This is a genomic window from Cereibacter changlensis JA139, assembly GCF_003034985.1.
GTDB lineage: Bacteria > Pseudomonadota > Alphaproteobacteria > Rhodobacterales > Rhodobacteraceae > Cereibacter > Cereibacter changlensis.
This window is the reverse complement of the sequence record NZ_PZKG01000013.1, coordinates 12,429-27,327: the sequence shown is the minus strand read 5'-3', so window position 1 is coordinate 27,327 and position 14,899 is coordinate 12,429. Positions and strand designations below refer to the sequence as shown.

14 protein-coding genes are annotated in these 14,899 nt (G+C 68.5%); 4 read left to right on the top strand and 10 right to left on the bottom strand.

Features of this window, described 5'->3' with window-relative positions; translation table 11 throughout:
* Positions 1 to 24: 24 nt before the first annotated feature.
* The 3 genes from C5F48_RS04815 (at position 25) to C5F48_RS04805 (ending at position 3,151) form a co-directional block, all read left to right on the top strand.
* Complete coding sequence (locus C5F48_RS04815) at positions 25 to 426, top strand: hypothetical protein (RefSeq protein WP_107662776.1); 402 nt, start codon at positions 25 to 27, stop codon at positions 424 to 426.
* Positions 427 to 754: 328 nt separating this feature from the next.
* Entirely contained in the window at positions 755 to 1,033 is a 279-nt protein-coding gene (locus C5F48_RS04810) for a hypothetical protein (RefSeq protein ID WP_107662775.1), read from the top strand.
* Positions 1,034 to 1,150: 117 nt separating this feature from the next.
* On the top strand, positions 1,151 to 3,151 hold the full coding sequence (locus C5F48_RS04805; RefSeq protein ID WP_107662806.1) for an acetyl-CoA carboxylase biotin carboxylase subunit: 2,001 nt from the start codon (positions 1,151 to 1,153) through the stop codon (positions 3,149 to 3,151).
* A gap of 1 nt (position 3,152) precedes the next feature.
* On the opposite strand, the gene C5F48_RS04800 is transcribed toward C5F48_RS04805, so the two are convergent.
* Entirely contained in the window at positions 3,153 to 3,590 is a 438-nt protein-coding gene (locus C5F48_RS04800; RefSeq protein WP_107662774.1) for a DUF4174 domain-containing protein, read from the bottom strand.
* A 93-nt stretch (positions 3,591 to 3,683) separates the two neighbouring features.
* Between C5F48_RS04800 and scpA the strand changes: the two genes are divergently transcribed.
* Entirely contained in the window at positions 3,684 to 5,813 is a 2,130-nt protein-coding gene (scpA, locus tag C5F48_RS04795) for a methylmalonyl-CoA mutase (RefSeq protein WP_107662773.1), read from the top strand.
* A gap of 155 nt (positions 5,814 to 5,968) precedes the next feature.
* On the opposite strand, the gene C5F48_RS04790 is transcribed toward scpA, so the two are convergent.
* The 9 genes from C5F48_RS04790 to C5F48_RS04750 form a co-directional block, all read right to left on the bottom strand.
* A complete protein-coding gene (locus C5F48_RS04790) occupies positions 5,969 to 6,358 on the bottom strand; it encodes an AAA+ family ATPase (protein ID WP_107662772.1) in 390 nt (129 codons plus the stop codon).
* Positions 6,359 to 6,394: 36 nt separating this feature from the next.
* Positions 6,395 to 7,405 carry an endonuclease/exonuclease/phosphatase family protein gene (locus C5F48_RS04785; protein ID WP_107662771.1) on the bottom strand — a complete coding sequence of 337 codons (1,011 nt, stop codon included), beginning with the start codon at positions 7,403 to 7,405 and terminating at the stop codon, positions 6,395 to 6,397.
* On the bottom strand, positions 7,402 to 8,085 hold the full coding sequence (locus C5F48_RS04780; RefSeq protein WP_107662805.1) for a molecular chaperone DjiA: 684 nt from the start codon (positions 8,083 to 8,085) through the stop codon (positions 7,402 to 7,404). Before C5F48_RS04780 ends, C5F48_RS04785 begins: the two co-directional genes overlap by 4 nt.
* A 32-nt stretch (positions 8,086 to 8,117) precedes the next feature.
* Entirely contained in the window at positions 8,118 to 8,606 is a 489-nt protein-coding gene (locus tag C5F48_RS04775) for a GNAT family N-acetyltransferase (protein ID WP_107662770.1), read from the bottom strand.
* Positions 8,603 to 9,211, bottom strand: a complete 609-nt coding sequence (locus C5F48_RS04770; protein ID WP_107662769.1) for a VOC family protein — start codon at positions 9,209 to 9,211, stop codon at positions 8,603 to 8,605. Before C5F48_RS04770 ends, C5F48_RS04775 begins: the two co-directional genes overlap by 4 nt.
* The gene (locus tag C5F48_RS04765; RefSeq protein ID WP_107662768.1) at positions 9,208 to 10,764 is read right to left on the bottom strand and encodes a Ppx/GppA family phosphatase; all 1,557 of its coding nucleotides are present in this window, start codon (positions 10,762 to 10,764) and stop codon (positions 9,208 to 9,210) included. The genes C5F48_RS04770 and C5F48_RS04765 overlap by 4 nt, the downstream gene beginning before the upstream one ends.
* A 65-nt stretch (positions 10,765 to 10,829) precedes the next feature.
* Positions 10,830 to 13,016: an RNA degradosome polyphosphate kinase gene (locus tag C5F48_RS04760; protein WP_107662767.1), complete on the bottom strand. Its 2,187-nt coding sequence runs from the start codon at positions 13,014 to 13,016 to the stop codon at positions 10,830 to 10,832.
* A gap of 63 nt (positions 13,017 to 13,079) precedes the next feature.
* The gene (locus tag C5F48_RS04755) at positions 13,080 to 13,757 is read right to left on the bottom strand and encodes a P-loop NTPase family protein (RefSeq protein ID WP_107662766.1); all 678 of its coding nucleotides are present in this window, start codon (positions 13,755 to 13,757) and stop codon (positions 13,080 to 13,082) included.
* Entirely contained in the window at positions 13,754 to 14,833 is a 1,080-nt protein-coding gene (locus tag C5F48_RS04750; protein ID WP_107662765.1) for an AI-2E family transporter, read from the bottom strand. Before C5F48_RS04750 ends, C5F48_RS04755 begins: the two co-directional genes overlap by 4 nt.
* Positions 14,834 to 14,899 lie beyond the last annotated feature (66 nt).

The window sequence follows — 14,899 nt, the reverse complement described above, 5'->3', positions numbered from 1 at the left end:
CCTCCGTTCCGGGGAGGGCGTGCGATGATCAAGCACCGCGGCTTCCCTGGCCGTCTCACCGGCACCGATTTCCAATATGTGATCCGGCGCGCCAGCAAGGCGGGTCCGACCAAGATCATCAAGCGCGAGCGTTACCGCGACCGCAAGGCGATGGACCGCGCCGCTGACGCGGGCTTTCTCGCAGCCCTCTGGCACCATTTCGGCGAAGAGCCGTTCGAGCGCGGCAATCTCGACGCCGGGCGGATCTCCTGGCTGTTCGGCCGCGAGGTGGTGGCCGCCGAGGACCCCTTCGATCCCGAAAGCTACGAGGCGCTGCTGCGCGTCGACCGCAAGCGGGCCGAGGCTGCCTTCCCCGAGATCTTCGCTCCCGACGCGCCGCCGGTTTCCGACGACGATTGGGACGATGACGACGAGGGAGACGACTAGGCATGTTTCCGCAGCCGTCTCCGTGCATCGGGCAGATCTTCGCGCATCGCTCTGCGGCGCGCGGCTTTCGCTTTGCCTTGCCGGCGGCTGCGGCCCATCCTTGCGGTGGCGCGGCGGATCAACTTCCCGCCGCCGCTTTCAGTGATTGCGACCCTTCCCTCGACTGCCGGCCCGACCTTGCAGAGGTCGGGCCGGGCCTTCGGACGGCTGCGCGCACTCCCGCCGATCTTGCGGCGGCCCCGGTGGCGGGTCGCGGAATCCGCTTTTCCCCCAAGCGATTTGCGATATTGTCTGGCGCGATAACAATCCTGAACGGAGATCGAGCAGCATGCTTCGCAAACCCTTTATCATCATGGCGGTCGTCGCCGGCGCCCTTGCCGGCTGCGCCGAGCAGCAGGGCTATGGCTACGGTGGCGGCTATGGCGGCGGCTACGGCGCGCCCTCCGGCAACTACCAGGAAAGCGCCGCTGTGCGCACGCTTGGCGGCGCTGTCGCCGGTGCGGTCATCGCCGACGCCACGGGCGGCAGCAAGACCAAGGGCGCTCTCATCGGCGCGGTTGCCGGTGGCGTGTCCTGCGGCATCCAGGGCCTGCCGCCCTGCCGCTGAGCTGACCAACGCCGCTCCGCGCGGCGCAGACAGGTTTCCGAGGACCATCCGGGCAGAGCGCCCGGGTGGTCCTTTTCATTTTCGCGCCATGTGGGCGCCGCTGACGAAGGGACGATGATGTTCAAGAAGATCCTGATCGCGAACCGGGGCGAAATCGCCTGCCGCGTCATCAAGACCGCCCGCAAGATGGGCATCGCCACGGTCGCCGTCTATTCCGATGCCGACCGCAACGCGCTGCACGTCAAGATGGCCGACGAGGCGATCCACATCGGCCCCTCGCCGGCGAACCAGTCCTATATCGTGATCGACAAGATCATGGAGGCCGTGCGCCAGTCCGGCGCCGAGGCGGTGCATCCGGGCTACGGCTTTCTCAGCGAGAACATGAACTTCGCCGCCGCGCTGGAAGCGGCGGGCGTCGTCTTCGTCGGCCCGCCGTCCCCGGCGATCGAGGCGATGGGCGACAAGATCACCTCGAAGAAGCTGGCGCAGGAGGCGGGCGTCTCCACCGTGCCCGGCTACATGGGGCTGATCGCCGATGGCGACGAGGCGGTGAAGATCTCGGGCGAGATCGGCTATCCGGTGATGATCAAGGCGAGCGCCGGCGGCGGCGGCAAGGGCATGCGCATCGCCTGGAGCGAGAGCGAGGTGAAAGAGGGCTTCGAATCCTCCAAGAACGAGGCGGCGAGCAGCTTCGGTGACGACCGCATCTTCATCGAGAAATTCGTGACCCAGCCGCGCCATATCGAGATCCAGGTGCTGGCCGACAAGCACGGCAACTGCGTCTACCTGCACGAGCGCGAATGCTCGATCCAGCGCCGCAACCAGAAGGTCATCGAGGAGGCTCCGTCGCCCTTCCTCGACGAGGCGACGCGCCGCGCGATGGGCGAACAGGCCTGCGCCCTGGCCCGCGCCGTCGGCTACACAAGCGCCGGGACGGTGGAGTTCATCGTCGACGGCAACCGCAACTTCTACTTCCTCGAGATGAACACGCGGCTGCAGGTCGAGCATCCGGTGACCGAGCTGATCACCGGCATCGACCTCGTCGAGCAGATGATCCGCGTCGCTGCCGGCGAGGCGCTGCCCTTCGCGCAGTCCGACCTCAGGATCAACGGCTGGGCGATGGAGAGCCGCCTCTACGCCGAAGACCCCTACCGCAACTTCCTGCCCTCCATCGGCCGTCTGACCCGTTACCGCCCCCCGGTGGAGAGCGCCACGACGACGGCCGTGGTGCGCAACGATACCGGCGTCTTCGAGGGCGGCGAGATCAGCATGTATTATGACCCGATGATCGCCAAGCTCTGCACCTGGGCGCCGACCCGGGCAGGGGCCATCGAGGAGATGCGGCTGGCGCTCGACACCTTCGAGGTGGAGGGTATCGGCCACAACCTGCCCTTCGTCGCCGCCGTGATGGACCATCCCCGCTTCGTCAGCGGCGACATCACCACCGCCTTCATCGCCGAGGAATATCCCGATGGCTTCCAGGGCGCGACGCTGGACGAGCCCACGCTGCGCCGCGCCGCCGCCGCCGCCGCCGCAATGAACCGCGTCGCCGAGATCCGCCGCACCCGGATCACCGGCACGATGGACAACCACGAGCGCAAGGTGGGCGTCGACTGGGTGGTGACGTTGCAGGGCCAGTCCTTCCCCGTCACCATCGCCGCCGACCGCGAGGGCTCCACCGTCTGCTTCGCCGATGGCGAGGCGCTGCGCGTCGCCTCCGACTGGACGCCGGGGCAACCCCTGGCGCGGGTCAGCGTCAACGGCGCGCCTCTGGTGATGAAGGTCGGCAAGATCCCCTCGGGCTTCCACCTGCGGCTGCGCGGAGCCGACCTCAAGGTGCATGTCCGCACCCCCCGTCAGGCCGAACTGGCGCTGCTGATGCCGGAGAAACTGGCGCCCGACACCTCGCGTTATCTGCTGTGCCCGATGCCGGGTCTGGTGGTGAAGATCAACGTGGCCGAGGGCGACGAGGTGCAGGAGGGGCAGCCGCTGGCGACGGTCGAGGCGATGAAGATGGAGAACATCCTCAAGGCCGAGCGCCGCGGCGTGGTGAAGAAGATCTCCGCCAGCCCCGGCGCCAGCCTGCGGGTCGACGAAGTCATCATGGAGTTCGAATGAGCTACCGCCCCGCCGGCCTGCGCTGCAGCATCTCTTCCCGGCGGATCGGGAACTTGTCGATGGCGCGGCTGATCTCGCGCACCGACCAGGGCAGGGGCTTGCGCAGCGTGACCCGGCCGTCCTTGTCGAGGATCACCAGCGAGAAGCCGCGGGGGCGCAGCGCCTTGCGGATCTCGCTGGGGTTGGCGGGATCGGTGTCGGTGATGACGATCACGTCGCGCTGCTCCAGATCGCCGAAATTCTCGGCCAGGTTGCGCATCTGCGCGTCGAAGGACGGGTCGGCCGGCGAGTCGGCGAAGATGACCAGCGGGCGCTTCTTCCAGAGGAAGTCGTCGAGGCTGAGCCCCGCCGCGTCGACCGGCCCCGAGGTGATCGGCTCCTGCGCCGGGGCGGCCAAGGGCAGGAAGGCTGCAAGGGCTAGAATATAAAGGGGTTTCATACGTCCTCCGTCTTGTCTGCATATAGGGGCCGGAGGCCGGAAACCAAAGCATGTATCCCGGTTGTTATCGGGGCGGTTCAAGAGGACGAGGATATGACCGACGATCTGGACGGCTGGCGCAAGCTCGCGGAGAAGGAGCTGAAGGGCCGCAGCCCCGAGGCGCTGACCTGGAACACGCTGGAGGGCATCCCGGTCAAGCCGCTCTACACCGCCGACGATACCGCGGGGCTGGCGCATATGGGCAGCGTCCCCGGCCTCGCGCCCTTCACCCGGGGGGTGCGGGCGACGATGTATGCGGGCCGCCCCTGGACGATCCGGCAATACGCCGGCTTCTCCACCGCCGAGGAGTCGAACGCCTTCTACCGCCGCGCATTGGCCGCGGGCCAGCAGGGCGTCTCGGTCGCCTTCGACCTGGCGACGCATCGCGGCTACGACAGCGACCATCCGCGCGTGGTGGGCGACGTCGGCAAGGCGGGTGTCGCCATCGACTCGGTCGAGGACATGAAGGTGCTGTTCGACGGCATCCCGCTGGAAAAGGTCAGCGTTTCCATGACGATGAACGGCGCGGTCATCCCGATCCTCGCCAGTTTCATCGTCACGGGCGAAGAACAGGGCGTGGACCGGCGCCTGCTGTCGGGCACCATCCAGAACGACATCCTCAAGGAGTTCATGGTCCGCAACACCTATGTCTATCCGCCCGAACCCTCGATGCGGATCATCGCGGACATCATCGAATACACCTCGGCCGAGATGCCGAAGTTCAACTCGATCTCGATCTCCGGCTATCACATGCAGGAGGCCGGCGCGAACCTGGTGCAGGAGCTGGCCTTCACCCTGGCCGACGGCCGCGAATATGTCCGCACCGCCATTGCCCGCGGCATGGATGTCGACGCCTTCGCCGGGCGGCTGTCGTTCTTCTTCGCCATCGGCATGAACTTCTTCATGGAGGCGGCGAAGCTGCGCGCGGCTCGGCTGCTCTGGCACCGGATCATGACCGAATTCGGCGCGCAGAAGACCGAGAGCCTGATGCTGCGCACCCATTGTCAGACCTCCGGGGTCAGCCTGCAGGAGCAGGACCCCTACAACAACGTGATCCGCACCGCCTACGAGGCGATGGCGGCGGCGCTCGGCGGCACGCAGTCGCTACACACCAACGCGCTCGACGAGGCCATCGCCCTGCCGACCGAATTCAGCGCCCGCATCGCCCGCAACACCCAGCTGATCCTGCAGGAAGAGACCGGCATCACCCATGTCGTCGATCCGCTGGCGGGCAGCTACTATGTCGAGAGCCTGACGGCGGAGCTGGCAGAGAAGGCCTGGGCGCTGATCGAGGAGGTCGAGGCGATGGGCGGCATGACCAAGGCCGTGGCCTCGGGCATGCCCAAGCTCCGCATCGAGGAAAGCGCCGCCCGCCGGCAGGCGGCCATCGACCGGGGCCAGGATGTGATCGTCGGGGTCAACAAGTATCGGCTCGCCAAGGAAGACCCGATCGAGATCCTCGACATCGACAATGACAAGGTGCGCGAGGCGCAGGTGGCGGGCCTCGCCCGCATCCGCGCCAGCCGCGACCAGGCCGCCTGCGACGCGGCGCTGGCCGAGCTTACCCGCCGCGCCGCCGAAGGCGGCAACCTCCTCGAAGCCGCCGTCACCGCCTCGCGCGCCCGCGCCACCGTCGGAGAGATCAGCATGGCCATGGAAAAGATCTTCGGCCGCCACCGCGCGGAAGTGAAAACCCTCTCCGGCGTCTATGGCGCGGCCTACGAGGGCGACGCGGGCTTCGCCGCGATCCAGAAGGATGTCGAGGCCTTCGCCGAGGAGGAGGGCCGCCGCCCGCGCATGCTGGTGGTGAAGATGGGCCAGGACGGCCACGACCGCGGCGCCAAGGTGATCGCCACGGCCTTCGCCGACATCGGCTTCGACGTCGATGTGGGCACGCTGTTCCAGACCCCCGAGGAAGCGGCGCAGGACGCAATCGACAACGACGTGCATGTCATCGGCATCTCGTCGCTGGCGGCGGGGCACAAGACGCTGGCGCCGAAGCTGATCGAGGCGCTGAAGGCCAATGGGGCGGGGGATATCCTCGTGATCTGTGGCGGGGTGATCCCGCAGCAGGATTACGACTATCTCTACAAGGCCGGGGTGAAGGCGATCTTCGGGCCGGGGACGAACATCCCGGCGGCGGCGAAGGACATCCTGACGCTGATCCGCCAGGCGCGGGGCTGAGCCGGGGCGTTCCTTCTGCGAAGGATCGGCGCCTGACGGCGGGGTTCTGGGCCTGATCCTTCGCAGAAGGATCAGGATGCGGGAACGATCCTTCTGCGAAGGATCATCCGCGTCGTCACTCCGGGAGGAATACGATCCTTCGCAGAAGGATCGCGCTACAGCTCGATCTCGCCGCTCGGCGCTTCCGGCTCCGCCTTTTCAGGCAGCGGCTCCAGCGGCGGCGCGTCGGCCTTGCGGCGGATCAGGATGTCGCCGTTCGGCAGCCGCTCCGGGGCCTCGTAATGCCGCAGGTCGCCGATCATCGCCAGCAGCTCGCGCGCGGCGGGCTGCATCTCCTTCAGGGCCTGGCCCATGTCGTCCATCATCGGCTCGGCCTCGTCCATCAGGCCGCGGAACAAAAGCCGCGCGCCCTCGCCGAGCAGGCTGAAGCCATCCTCGACATCGCCGGAGGCCTCGGGCACCGGCGGCGCCTCGGGCAGCGGCTCCTGCGCCTGGACCGCGGTCAGCGAGAGACACAGGGCGAGAGGGGCGATCAGCTGCTTCATCCTCCGCATATAGGCGCGGATCGGCGGAAATAAAGATCAGAGATCCAGCGTCACCGGGAAATGGTCGGAGGCCGCCAGCAGCGCGTCGCGCAGCTCGGGGACCTTGAAGCAGCCGGGGTCATTGAACGGGTGCCAGATCCGCCAGGACGGCCCCGCGGCGGCGAGGTCGGGCGAGACCATGATGAAGTCGAGCAGCGCCTCGAAATAGCGCTCCTGTGGCGCGAGCCAGAAGCGGGCGGTGGTCGGGCTGACGCCGACGCGCTGCCCCAGCGCCATCCGCGCATGCGGGTCGGTCAGTTGCAGCGGCGGCTCGGCCTCCGGCCCCAGCACGATCTCGATGCCGGACTGGCCGAAGAGCTTCTCGTATTCGTCGAGCCCCGGCCCGTCGTTGAAATCGCCCAGCACGATCAGGCTGTCGCCGCGTTCCAGATGCCCGACCACCCGCCGGCGGATCCAGACGCATTGCGCCAGCTGCTTGCGGCGGTTGTCGATCGAGATCCGGCTGAACTCGGCCGGGTTGCGCGTCCGGTGCGGTGCCTTCGACTTGGCATGCACGCCGATCATCCGAAGCGGCCTGCCGTCGGCGGTCAGCGCCAGCTCCAGCGGCGGCTTGGAGAAGCGGATCGGCTCCGGCTTGGCATCGACGTCGATGTCGAAGGGGAAGACCCGGTCGAAGCGCGGCGCCTTCGGATCCTCCTGCGGGTCGTGCCGCGCCGTGATCCGCGTGGGATCGTAGAGCAGGGCGATCTCCTGCTCGGTGCCGCTGGTGAAGCCGTGGATCGCCTTGGAGGCGCGCAGCCCGAAGGTCTTGGCGAAGCTCTCCAGCGCCTTCACCGTGCTGCGGCGGCTGCCGTGATCGGGCGCCTCGATCACCATCACCGCATCGGCGTCCAGCGCGGTGAAGACGATTCCCAGAGCCTCGGCCTGCTCGCGCCGGGTGATCCGGTAGCGGGCGGAAGGCTCGTTGTCGGCGCAAAGCCGGTCCCGGTTGTCGAACAGGGCGTTGAACCATTCGACATTGTAGCTGGCGATGCGCAGCCGGGTCATGCCGCCTGTTTCGCGCTGATCTCTTCCCAGGCCCGGTTGATGTCGATCATCCGCCGGCCGGCCAGCGCCACCGCCTCTTCCGGCACGCCGCGGGCGATCATCCGGTCGGGGTGGCTGTCGCGCACCGCGCGTTTCCAGGCCGCGCGGATCTCGGCCATCGGCGCGTCGGGCTCGACGCCCAGCACGTCATAGGGGTCGCGCGGCGCGTCGGTCACGAAACGGGCGCGCAGCGCGCGGAAGCAGCGGTCGCTGAGCCCGAAGATCCGGGCCACCTCGGTCAGGAAGGCCTCCTCCTGCGGGTGGTAGTCGCCATCCGCCATCGAGATGTGGAACAGCCCCTCCATCAGGTCGATCAGGATGCGGTCGTCGTCGCGGAACATCGCCTTGATCTTGCGGGCATAGGCGTCGAATCCGGCCACGTCCTGCCGGGCGAGGTTGAAGACGCGGCCGGCGTTCTCCTCCTCGCCCTCGGGGATGGCGAAGACCTGGCGGAAGGCCGTGACCTCGCCGCGGGTCACCTCGCCATCGGCCTTGGCGATCTTGGCCCCCAGCGCGATCACCGCGATGGTGAAGGCCACAGAGCGTTCCGGCGGGCTGCGCAGCCGGTCGAGCACGGCGGAGAGCCCTTCGCCGGCGGCGAGGGCAGCAAGGGCTTCGGTGATGCGGGTCCAGATCGACATGGGCGCCAGCATATCCCGCGCGCGCGGCGCTGTCAGGAGAGGATTTTCTGCATCAGCACGAGGTCATGGATCCGGCCGAACTTGAAGCCGACCTCGGGCAGCACCGCCACCTCGCGGTAGCCCATCGCCGCATGGAAGGCCCGGCCCTCGGGGTTGCCGCCGCTGACCCCGGCGAAGATCGAATGCGCCCCTGCGGCGCGGGCATGGTCCTCCACCGCCGTCATCAGCGCCCGGCCGATGCCCCGACCCCGGGCGGCGGGGCCGAGGAGGATGGTGTGCTCCATGGTCCGGCGATAGCCGATGCCGCCGCGGAACTGGCTGTAGCTGGCGAAGCCGAGGATCTCCCCCGCCTCCTCCGCCACGAGGAAGCGGTGCCCGGCCGCGTTGCGTTCGGCGATCAGCGCGCAGAGCTCGGCCTCGGTCTTCTCGGCCGCATTGAAGGTTACCAGCGTGTCGCGGATCATCGGGTTCCAGATCGCCAGGATGGCGGCGGCATCGCGGTTTGTGGCGGGGCGGATCATCGCAGCAGCCGCGTCCCCTGCGGGCCGTCGAAGCTGGCCTGCATCGCGAATGCGCCCGGCACGATCACCAGCCGCGGCTCGTCGATGCGTCCGTCCAGCGCTTGCCTCAGCGCCCCGGCCTCGGGATGGGCGATCTCCAGCCGGGTCAGCCGCAGGCCGGAGTCGGGCAGGCGGTCGGCGGGATGCGGCCCGTCCCACTGGATCAGCGCCGGGAAGCCGCCGCCGAAGGGCAGGCGGCCATCGGCGGGCACCGCCATCCGCCAGCGCAGGTCGCCGCGCGACAGCGCCACCGGCGCGCCGACGCCCGCGGGGCTGGCGGCGATCTCGGCGTCGAGATCGTCGCAACGGGCCACCCAGTTGGCGAGCCGCGGCGGGCCGGAGAAATGATCGAGGTCGAACCAGCGCGGCCAAGCCGGGGCAGGGGCCGCAGGATCGACGGCGATCACCTCGAGATAGAGGTCGCCCAGCCCCAAGAGCCGGTTGTGCGTTCCCATATGGCCATGCCGCCCGCCCCCCGCCAGCGTCACGCCGAGCGCGGCCTCGACGGCGGCGACGCCCTCGTCGAGGGTTTCGGCGGCGACGGCGAGGTGGTCGAGCCGGATCATCGCGGCAGGATAACTTCCGGCCGGCCGTGCAGCGCCGAGGCCAGCGACTTGAACCGCGCCTCGGCCACCTCGCCATAAAGCGAGGCGCCATCCTCGGTCAGGGTCAGCTCCAGCACCTTCAGCTTCGGCAGCCAGCGCAACGAGCCGGCGGCGGTCGGGTCGGCGACCGAGAACATCGCGCCGAAGCGCATCGCCTTGCCCAGCACCTCGGCATGCTGGATCTCCTGGTCGCTGAGCAGGCGGAACAGCGGCTCCAGCCGCGACCCGGAACGCGAGTTCTTGTAGCGGTGCAAGAGCGCCAGCCCGAGGAACACCCGCCCCGGATGGTCCAGCCCGCCGAGGTTGGCCCGGGTGGCGTTGTCGAAACAGACCTCGGCGCGGTAATCGGGATGCGCCCGCCATGTCGTGTCATGCAGCAGGCAGGCCGCCTTGATCAACCGCTGCCGCTCGGGCGGGGCGTTCTTGAACAGCGGCGAGAGGAAGGTGTAGAGCTTCTTGCCGAAGCCGGGGATCCGGGCCGAGGTCGCCTCGGCCACCCGCGCCGCCTCGATCAGCGGGTCGCGGGCGCGCAGCTTGGCCGGCATCTGCTCATAGAGCAGCCCCTCGCGGATGCCATAGGCCGAGACGTCGATCTCCTTCGGCTTGAAGATGCGCATCAACTCACGCAGCACCTCGCAGGCCAGCGGCACCAGCTCCATCCGGTCGGTCGAGGTGCCGGTGCGGACGCGCAGCGCGGTCAGGTCGCTGGAGGCGATCCAGTCCAGCGTCTCCATCAGCGACTTCGGCTGCATGCGGTATTCGTGCAGCACGGTCAGCGGATAGCCGCGCCGCTCCATGTCGAGCCGGCCGATCACCCGCCACGATCCGCCGACGAGGTAGATCCGGTCGCCGTCGGGCCGGATGATGTCCTTCAGCCCGCGCAACACGTTGACGATGTGCTTCTGCCGCACCGCAGGGTCGGAGGAGACCTGCTGCAGCCGGAACGGGCCCAGCGGCGAGGTGGCGCGCACCCCGACCTTGCCGCCGCCGATCCGGGCGAGCTCCATCGAGTTGCCGCCGATGTCGCAGACGATGCCGCGCGCGTCGGGCCAGCCCAGCAGCACGCCCTGCGCCGAAAGCCGGGCCTCCTCGTCGCCATCGATGACGAAGAGCTTCAACCCGGTCTCGCGCAGCACCTCTTCCTGGAACTCCGGCCCGTCCTCGGCCTCGCGCACCGCCGCGGTGGCGACGACGGTCATCGGCGAGACCTCCATCCCCTTGGCCAGCAGGGCGAAACGCTTCAGCGCCACCAGCGCCCGCTCGCGCCCGCGCGGGTTCAGCCGGTTGGTCTCGGCCAGACCCTGTCCCAGACCGCACATGATTTTCTCGTTGAAGAAATAGGCCGGGCTGCGCGCCGCGCCGTCGAACACCACCATCCGCACCGAGTTCGACCCCACATCGACCACGCCGACCCGCGACAGGGCGCGGGCCGAGGGGTCTTCGAACAGCGGGCGGCCGAAGGGGCCGAAGTCATCAGGGGCGGCGTCGGCGAGGGCGGGGTCGACGTCGGTCATGCACGGATTCTCCATCGGCTTGCGCGGATAAGTAACCGGCATGAGGCTCCGGTCAATCCCGAAGCTCACGCCGGGGCGTCATCCCGATGCGCGGCGAGCCGCGGCACGTCCTTCGCCCCGGCGGTGCCACGGCCCGAAAGTGACGGGTTTTCCATGAAGAACCGGTGGCAGTTGAACAGCGCGCCATCCTCTCCCGGCAGGTGGCGCAGATAGCGCCCATCCGGCTGCAGCACCCAGCTCTGCGCCTCGTCGGCGAGGTTGGCGGCCATGATCTGCCCGACGATCTGCGATTTCACCGTCGGGTTGTGCGCCTCGACCAGCGTCTCGACCCGGCGGTTCAGGTTGCGGCCCATCCAGTCGGCGGAGGAGAAGAACACCCGCGCCTTCTTCGAGGGCAGCCCATAGCCATTGCCGAAACAGACGATCCGGCTGTGTTCGAGGAAGCGGCCGACGATGGATTTCACCCGAATGTTTTCCGACAGGCCCTGCACCCCGGGTCGCAGCCCGCAGATGCCGCGGATGATCAGGCTGATCTTCACCCCGGCCTGACTGGCGGCATAGAGCGCGTCGATCAGCTCGGGGTCGATGATCGAGTTCACCTTCAGCCAGATCTCCGCCGGCCGCCCAGCCTTGGCATGCGCCGCCTCGGCGGCGATCAGCTCGTGCAGCCGCGGGCGCAGGCTGATCGGCGAGATGGCGAGGTTCTCCAGCCCCTCGGGCTGGACGTAGCCGGAGAGGTAGTTGAACACCTTGGTCGCATCGCGCCCCAGCGCCGCGTCGCAGGTGAAGAACGAGAGATCCGTGTAGATCCGCGCCGTGATCGGGTGGTAGTTGCCGGTCCCGTAATGGGTGTAGGTCACGAGGTTGTCGCCCTCGCGCCGCACGACCGTCGAGATCTTGGCATGGGTCTTGTAATGGATGAAGCCGTAGACGACATGCGCCCCCGCCCGCTCCAGCCGGCGCGACTGGCGGATGTTGGCGGCCTCGTCGAAGCGGGCCTTCAGCTCCACCAGCGCCGTCACCGATTTCCCCGCCTCCGCCGCTTCGCAGAGCGCCGAGACGATCGGGCTGTCATGCGACGTGCGGTAGAGCGTCTGCTTGATCGCCAGCACGTCCGGGTCGGTCGCCGCCTGCTGCAGGAAGCGGATCACCATGTCGAAGGTCTCATAGGGGTGATGCAGCAGCATGTCCTTCTGCCGGATCGCCGCGAACATGTCGCCCTCGTGATCCGTCACCCGCTCCGGCACGCGGGGGGTGAAGGCGGGCCACAGCAGGTCGGGCCGCGACGAGATCACCAGCTCCTTCAGATCCGCGACCCCCAGCAGCCCGCGCACCTCCACCACCTCGTCGGGGGTGACGCCCAGCTCTTCCATGATGAGCGCATGCAGGTCATGCGGCGCGCCGGCCGAGATCTTCATGCGGATCACCTCGCCGCGGCGGCGGCGCTTCAGCGCGGTCTCGAACTCGCGCACCAGATCCTCGGCCTCGTCCTCCACCTCCAGATCGCTGTCGCGCAGCACCCGGAAGGCGCAATGGCCGCGGTCGGTATAGCCGGGGAACAGCATGTTCAGATGCAGGAGAAGCAGCTCTTCCAGTGGCAGGAAACGGTGCTCGCCCGGCTTAGCCGGCAGGGCCACGAAGCGGGCGATCTGCTGCGGGATCGGCAGCAGCGCCTGCAGGCTGCGCCGGTCCGAACCGCGCTCCAGCTCCAGCCCCAGACAGAAGCCGGTGTTGGGGATGAAGGGAAAGGGATGCGCCGGGTCGATCGCCAGCGGCGACAGCACCGGGAAGACCTTGTTGAGGAAGTGATCCTCCAGATGCTTCAGATCGCGCGCCGTCAGCTTGGAGCGCGTCAGGATCGAGATGCCCTCGGCCTCCATCTCGCGCTTGAGCTTGTTCCACACGCTCTGCTGGGTCTGCATCAGCCGCCGCGCATCGGCGTTGATCAGCACCAGCTGGTCGGCGGGGCTGCGGCCATCCTCGGAATGGGTCGGGTTGCCGCTGCGCGCCAGCGCCCGCAGCCCGGCGACGCGGACGGTGTAGAATTCGTCGAGATTGGTGGCCGAGATCGACAGGAAGCGCAGCCGCTCCAGCAGAGGCACCTTGGTGTTCGACGCCTCGTCCAGCACCCGCCAGTTGAAGGCCAGCCAGCTGAGTTCCCGATTGAAGAATCTGCGTGGCCCGGTGGTCTCGGCCTCGCTCAGCTTCACGGGGGTCATGAAGGGCGCCTTGAGAAAATCTGCCTGTGTCATCCGCCTGCTTTCGAATTTTCGCCTGCTTATCGGTGTGCAGCGTGAAGCTTTTGTGACATCAGATCATCCGGTTTCCAGCCTGTCCAGAACCGCCGCCGCCAGCGCGCGGGTCACGGGGCGCCCCTCGGCCAGCGACCGCGCATCGAGCGCCGTCACCAGCCCGCGCGCCGCTTCGAAGGACCGGTCCATCCGCTGCACCAGATAGGGGATCAGCGCCGGTTGCACCGCGATCTGCCGGTCTGCGAAGAGCTTGATCAGCACCGCCGACAGAAGCGCGTCGTCCGGCGGCTCCAGCCGGGTCACCGCCGCCGCCTGCACCCGGCTGGCGAGATCCGGCAGCCCCAGCCGCCAGTCGCGCGGCGGGCTGTCCGCGGTCATCAGGAGCACGCCTCCCTGCGCCGCCAGCAGGTTGTGCAGATGGAACAGCGCCTCCTCCGCCGCGCGGTCGGGCAGGGCGTCGGCATCCTCCACCGCCACCGCCCCGGCGGCGGCCAGCGCCGGAATCGCCGCGGCGGCGAGCTCGGCCGCGGGGATGATCTCGGCCGTGGTCATCGCCGCCCAGACATGCACCAGATGGGTCTTGCCGGCGCCGGTCGGGCCGACCAGCACCATCTTGCCACGCGGCCAGTCGCGCCAGCCGTCCAGCGCGGCCAGCGCCAGCGCGTTGGCGGGCGAGACGAAGAAATCCTCGCGCCGCAGCGCGGGCCGCACCGGCAGGTCGAAGGCAAGCTGTCCCTTCACCGATCTTCCTCGAGAAGGACGATGCTCTCCTTGCCGCGATAAAGCCGGCTGCCGGTGTATTGCGACAGGCCGAAGCGCATCAGCACCCCGATCGCCGCCGCCACCGGCACCGCCACCAGCATGCCGACGAAGCCGAAGAGCGTGCCGAAGGCCGAGAGCGCGAACAGAAGCCACAACGGATGCAGCCCGACCGAGCCGCCGACCAGCCGCGGGGTGATGACATTGCCCTCGAGGAACTGCCCCAGCGCGAAGATCCCGGCGATCAGCCCGATCGAGAACCAGTCGCCCCAGAACTGGAAGAGCGCGAGCCCCAGCGCCAACGCCCCGCCGATCAGCGCGCCGACGTAGGGAATGAAGGTGATCGCCCCAGCGATGGCCCCGACGATCAGCCCGAACTGCAGCCCCGCCGCCATCAGCGCCACCGAGTAGAAGGTGCCGAGCGCCAGACAGACCGAGATCTGGCCGCGCACGAAGCCCGCCAGCACCCGGTCGATGTCGCGCGCCAGCTGGCGCAGGGTCGGCGCATGGTCGCGCGGCAGCCAGCTGTCGACCTTGGCCACCATCTTGTCCCAGTCGAGCAGCAGGTAGAAGGCCACCACCGGCACCACCACCATGAAGACGATGGCGTTGATCACGCTGTAGGCCGAGAGCAGCAGGGTGTTGGCCAGTTCGCCGCCGCGCTCCTTGATCGTGTCGCCGATCGAGAGCAGCGTCTGGCGGATCGTGCTCGTCTCGTCGTTCAGGTCGGGGAAGCGCTCGGTGAGGAAGCTCTGCAGCTGGCGGAAGATCTCGGGCGCCTGGTCGATCAGTGCGGTGAGCTGCGAGATCAGCGTCGGGATCACCGCGAGCACCAGCAGCACCGCGACCAGCAGCATGGCGACCGAGATCACCGTGGTCGCCATCACCCGGCTCAGCCCGGCGCGCTGCAGCCGGTCGGCCAGCGGGTCGAGGAAATAGGCGATGGCCCCGCCGACGAGGAAGGGCAGGATCGTGTCGCCGAGGAGCCAGAGCACGAGGAGGAACAGCACTGCGGCGAGGCCCCAGTACCTGGCTTGGTGATTGACCGAAAGGACCATCGCGACACCCCGTTGTTGCTTGTGACAGATGGCCCAAGCCCCCGCCCCATGCAAGGGCGCAGCACC

Coding starts and splice junctions, on each gene's coding strand:
- C5F48_RS04805 (WP_107662806.1), top strand. CDS start 1,151: ATGTTCAAGAAGATCCTGATCGCGAACCGGGGCGAAATCGCCTGCCGC.
- C5F48_RS04790 (WP_107662772.1), bottom strand. CDS start 6,358: ATGAAGCAGCTGATCGCCCCTCTCGCCCTGTGTCTCTCGCTGACCGCG.
- C5F48_RS04750 (WP_107662765.1), bottom strand. CDS start 14,833: ATGGTCCTTTCGGTCAATCACCAAGCCAGGTACTGGGGCCTCGCCGCA.
- C5F48_RS04810 (WP_107662775.1), top strand. CDS start 755: ATGCTTCGCAAACCCTTTATCATCATGGCGGTCGTCGCCGGCGCCCTT.
- scpA (WP_107662773.1), top strand. CDS start 3,684: ATGACCGACGATCTGGACGGCTGGCGCAAGCTCGCGGAGAAGGAGCTG.
- C5F48_RS04775 (WP_107662770.1), bottom strand. CDS start 8,606: ATGATCCGCCCCGCCACAAACCGCGATGCCGCCGCCATCCTGGCGATC.
- C5F48_RS04770 (WP_107662769.1), bottom strand. CDS start 9,211: ATGATCCGGCTCGACCACCTCGCCGTCGCCGCCGAAACCCTCGACGAG.
- C5F48_RS04765 (WP_107662768.1), bottom strand. CDS start 10,764: ATGACCGACGTCGACCCCGCCCTCGCCGACGCCGCCCCTGATGACTTC.
- C5F48_RS04785 (WP_107662771.1), bottom strand. CDS start 7,405: ATGACCCGGCTGCGCATCGCCAGCTACAATGTCGAATGGTTCAACGCC.
- C5F48_RS04780 (WP_107662805.1), bottom strand. CDS start 8,085: ATGTCGATCTGGACCCGCATCACCGAAGCCCTTGCTGCCCTCGCCGCC.
- C5F48_RS04800 (WP_107662774.1), bottom strand. CDS start 3,590: ATGAAACCCCTTTATATTCTAGCCCTTGCAGCCTTCCTGCCCTTGGCC.
- C5F48_RS04760 (WP_107662767.1), bottom strand. CDS start 13,016: ATGACACAGGCAGATTTTCTCAAGGCGCCCTTCATGACCCCCGTGAAG.
- C5F48_RS04815 (WP_107662776.1), top strand. CDS start 25: ATGATCAAGCACCGCGGCTTCCCTGGCCGTCTCACCGGCACCGATTTC.